Genomic DNA, 5,036 nt, shown 5'->3' with positions numbered 1-5,036 from the left:
CGGTACCGGCCCCCAGCCGCGACACCGTCACCGCCAACGCCGCCTGCAACACCATGAACGTCGTCACACCCTCGGCACGGGCGAGGTTCACCAGCCGCTGGTGTGCCTCGGGGGGAATGCGCAGCGGCGCCCGGTAACCGACGTGGCTGGCGACAGCCGGTCGCGGGTGGTCGGTCGGCAGCGTCAACTCCTCCGGCGCACCGGCGAGCGTCCGCCGCCAGAACTCCACCTGCCGCGACAGCAGACTCTCCGGATCCGACTCCTCACCCAGCAACTCCCGCTGCCACAACGCATAATCCGCATACTGCACCGGCAACGCCTCGAACACCGGAACCTCACCACGAAGCCGCGCCGCATACGCCGCCGACAGATCCCGGCTCAACGGCCCCATCGACCACCCATCACCAGCAATATGGTGCAACAACACCAAAAGCACCTGCTCATCCGACCCCGCCTGGAACAACCACACCCGGATCGGCAACTCCGCCGACAGGTCGAACGTGTACCGCGACGCCTGGCTGACGGCTTCGCCCAGCTCTTCGGGTTCCACCTGAGCGACTTCGAGATCCCATTCGAGTCCGTCCGGGTCGAGGATCTGCTGGTAGGGCTCGCCGTCCACCGCGGGGAACACCGTCCGCAGCGATTCGTGCCGCGCGATCACGTCCCGCAGCGCCGCGCCCAACGCGTCGACGTCGACGCCGCTCACACGGATCGGTGTGGGGATGTTGTAGGTGGGGCTGGGGCCCTCCAACTGGGCCAGGAACCACAGCCGCCGCTGCGCGAACGACAACGGCACCCGCGCCGGACGAACCCCCGCCCGCAGCGGCAACCGCGCCCGGTCCGCCTCTGGACCGGCGAGGCGCGCGGCCACCTCCGCTACCGTCGGCGCCTCGAACAGCGACCGCAGCGGCAGCTCAGCTCCGAGGACGGAGCGGATTCGTGCCGTCAGCCGGACCGCGAGCAGCGAGTGCCCGCCCAGGGCGAAGAAGCTGTCGTCGACCCCGACCGACTCCACACCCAAGACCTCCGCGAACACCACGCAGAGGATCTCCTCCTCCGGCGTCACCGGGCCGCGACCCGCGCCGGTGGCGTACTCCGGTGCGGGGAGCGCCTTGCGGTCGAGCTTGCCGTTCGCCGTCAACGGGAACTCCGCCAGCTCCACCACCGCGGCCGGCACCATGTACTCCGGCAACCGTGAGGCTACGTAGGCATGCAGGGCCTCGGCGTCGAGACCGGCTGTTTCCCCGACGACGTACGCCACGAGCCGCCTGTCGCCCGGTGTGTGCTGGCGGGCGATCACCACGGCCTGTCGGACGTCGGCGTGGGTGAGCAGCACGGCCTCGATCTCGCCCGGCTCGATACGGAAACCGCGGATCTTCACCTGCTCATCCACACGCCCGGCGAAGCACAACTCCCCGTCCGGTCGCCACTTCACCAGGTCCCCGGTCCGGTACATCCGCTCCCCGGCATCCGGGCCGAACGGGCAGGCCACGAACCGCTCGCCCGTCAACGACGCACGACCCACATAGCCGCGCGCCACGCCCGCACCGGCCACATACAACTCGCCGGTGACGCCCACGGGCACGGGTTGGAGGGTGTCGTCCAGCACATACAGACGGGTGTTGGCGAGTGGTGTGCCGATCGGCGGCTCGTCGCCGGCCTCGAGCGGCGCCGACATCGACGCACACACCGTGATCTCCGTCGGACCGTACGCGTTGAGCATCCGGCGGCCCGGGGCCCACTGTCTGACCAAGCCCGGGTCCAGCGCCTCGCCACCCACCACCAGCGTCCGCACGGATGCCAGATCCTCCGCGGCAAGCGCGCCGAGCGCGGCGGCCGGCAAAGCCACGTCCGTCACCCCGTGGCGCGCCACGACCTCCGCGAGCCCACCGCCCGGCAGCAGTTCGTCCGCCGGAGCCGTCACCAGGGTCGCTCCCGTGCCCAGCGCCATCAGCACATCACCCACGGCGACATCGAAGCCGACCGAGACGAACTGGAGCACTCGCGAGTCCTGTCCCACCGCCATACGGTCGCGCTGTGCCGCCACGAGGTTCACCGCGCCGCTGTGTGTGACCGCCACGCCCTTCGGTGTGCCCGTCGAGCCGGACGTGTAGATGACATACGCGGCCCCCGCCGGGGCGAGGGACACCTCCGGCGCGGTGTCCGCGGCCTCCGACGATCGACGCAGGTCCTCCGGGCCGACGACGACGTCCACTCCCGCGTCGGCGAGCATGAACTCCACCCGCTCGGGCGGCAGCGCCGCGTCGACGGGCAGATATGCCGCGCCCGCCTTCCACACGCCCATGAGCCCGACGATCATCTCGGGGGCGCGCGGCAGCCGGACGCCCACGACTGACTCCGGTCCCACACCCCGGCTGCGCAGGTGGTTCGCCAGCCGGTTGGCCGCCACGTTCAGCTCGGCGTACGACAGCTCCTCGCCGTCGCCCACCACCGCCACCGCGTCCGGAGCGGCTGCCACCCACTGCCCGAACATCTCCACGATCGAAGAGAACGGCACCTCGAGTGCGGAGTCGTTCCACTGCCGAAGCAGCACGTCCCGCTCGTTCGCTGCGAGCACGTCCATCTGACGCAGCCGCAACCCGGGGTTCGCGGTGCCCGCCTCGAGCACTCGGGCGAGCCAGTTCGCCATCCGCTCGGCTGTCTCCGCCTCGAACAGGTCCGCCGACGCGGTGAGCGCGCCACGGAGTCCGACCGGGCGCCCCTCGTCGTCGAGCACCTCGGACAGCATCACCTCCAGGTCGAGCTTCGCCGTCACCCTGGCCGCGCCACCGACCACCGTCTCTCCGGAATCGGCCCGGGTGGTACCGGTCGGCTCGACGGCCGCACGTTCCACGTTCTGTACGTCCAGCGTCACCTGGAACAGCGGGTGCCGCGCCATCGAGCGGGACGGTGCCAGCTCTTCCACCAGCCGCTCGAACGGCACATCCTGATGGGCCAGGGCGTCCAAGCTGGCTTCCCGCACCCGCGCCAGGACCTGCCGGAACTCCGGGTCCCCGGACAGGTCGGTACGGATCACCAGCGTGTTGACGAAGAACCCGACCAGGTCGTCCAACGCCTCATCGGTGCGACCGGCCACCGCCGAGCCGATCGGGATATCGGTACCGGCACCGAGCCGCGACAACAGCACCGACAACGCGGCCTGCACCGCCATGAACGTCGTCACACCCTCGGCACGCGCCAGCGCCACCAGCCGCACATGCACCTCGCCGGGTATGCGCATCGGCACCCGGTAACCGACGTGGCTCGCCACGGCCGGTCGCGGACGGTCGGTCGGCAGCGTCAACTCCTCCGGGGCACCGGCCAGCGCCTGCCGCCAGTGCTCCACCTGCCGCGACAGCAGACTTTCCGGGTCCGACTCCTCGCCCAGCAACTCCCGCTGCCACAACGCGTAGTCGGCGTACTGCACCGGCAACGGCTCCCAGTCCGGGACCTGGCCGCGCCGCCGCGCCTCATACGCCGTCGACAGATCCCGCCTCAGCGGCCCCATCGACCAGCCGTCGGAGGCAATGTGGTGCATGACGACATGAAGCAACTGCCCGTCCGAGCCGTCCCGGAACAGCCATGCCTTGATGGGCAGTTCGCTGTCGAGCTCGAACGTGTACTGCGACGCCCGCCCCACGGCATCCGCCACGCCGTCGGGCGCGACCTGGGAAACCTCCAGTTCCCAGGTGACATCGCTCGGATCCACGATCCGCTGGTAGGGCTCGCCGTCCACGGCGGGGAACACCGTGCGCAGCGACTCGTGCCGCGCGATCACGTCACGGAACGCCAGCTCAAGCGCAGCGGCGTCGACGTCTCCGTTCAGCGGGTGCGGCACGGTGATGTTGTACGTCGCGTTCGGCCCCTGGAGTTGGTCGATGAACCACAGTCGGCGCTGCGCGAACGAGAGCGGGACCCGCTCCGGCCGTACGTCCGCTCGCAATGGCGTACGCGCCTGCCCCGTGCCGTCGGCCAGATGCGCCGCCAGGCCCGCGGGCGTCGGCGCCTCGAACAACGCCCGGACCCCGACCTCCACACCCAGCAGCGCACGCACCCTCGATATCAGCCGGACGGCGAGGAGGGAGTGGCCGCCGAGCTGGAAGAAGTTGTCATCGACCCCGGCCGACTCCACGCCCAGCACGTCGGCGAAGGCGGCGCAGAGGATCTCTTCCTGGGCGGTGGCCGGTACGCGTCCGGATCCGGTGGTGTACTCCGGTGCGGGCAGTGCGCGGCGGTCGAGCTTGCCGTTGGTGGTCAGCGGCAGCTCGGTCAGGGTTACGAAGGCGGCGGGGACCATGTACTCCGGCAGCCGCGAGGCGACCAGTTCCCGCAGCCCCTCCGGCTCCCGGCCGTTGGGCACTATGTAGGCCACCAGCGCATCCTCGCGGGCGATCACCGCGGCCTGCGTGACATTCGGGTGGGTCAGCAGGGCGGCCTCGATCTCGCCCGGCTCGATACGGAACCCGCGGATCTTGACCTGCTGATCCGCACGACCGGCGAACACCAGCTGCCCGTCCGACGTCCACCTGGCCAGGTCGCCCGTCCGGTACATCCGCTCCCCAGACCCCGGGCCGAAGGGGCAGGCCACGAACCGCTCGCCCGTCAGCCGAGGACGGCCGACGTAGCCGCGCGCCAGGCCCGCTCCCGCGACGTAGACTTCACCGGCCACGCCGACGGGCATCGGCTGGAGGGCATCGTCCAGGACGTACAGACGGGTGTTCGCGATCGGACCGCCGAACGGCACCGTGCCCGTGCGGTCGGCGTCGACCGTGCCGATCGCCGAGATGACCGTCGCCTCGGTCGGACCGTAGGCATGCACCAGCTCACGCCCCGGCGACCACGTGCACGCCACGCTCTCGCTGACCGCCTCCGACCCCACCACCATCGGACCCACCTGCGCGAGATCCTGCGGATCCAGCACCTCCAGCAGCGACGGCACCACACTCGCCACCCCCACACCCTCCAGCTCCGCCAGCCGCCGCGGCTCCCGACGCTGCCCCTCACTCGCGATCCACAACGCCGCACCCGACGACAGG

General features: G+C 70.8%; 1 protein-coding gene. It reads right to left on the bottom strand.

The features are described 5' to 3' along the window. Nucleotides 1-5,017 (bottom strand): amino acid adenylation domain-containing protein (locus ACYVOO_RS40360; RefSeq protein ID WP_461020703.1); only part of this gene is annotated, 5,017 nt, incomplete at its 3' end. Nucleotides 5,018-5,036: the final 19 nt, after the last annotated feature.

The sequence above is a fragment of the Streptomyces daliensis genome (genome assembly GCF_054782395.1).
The sequence above is the reverse complement of the archived record's forward strand: the minus strand, read 5'-3'. Positions and strand labels throughout refer to the sequence as shown.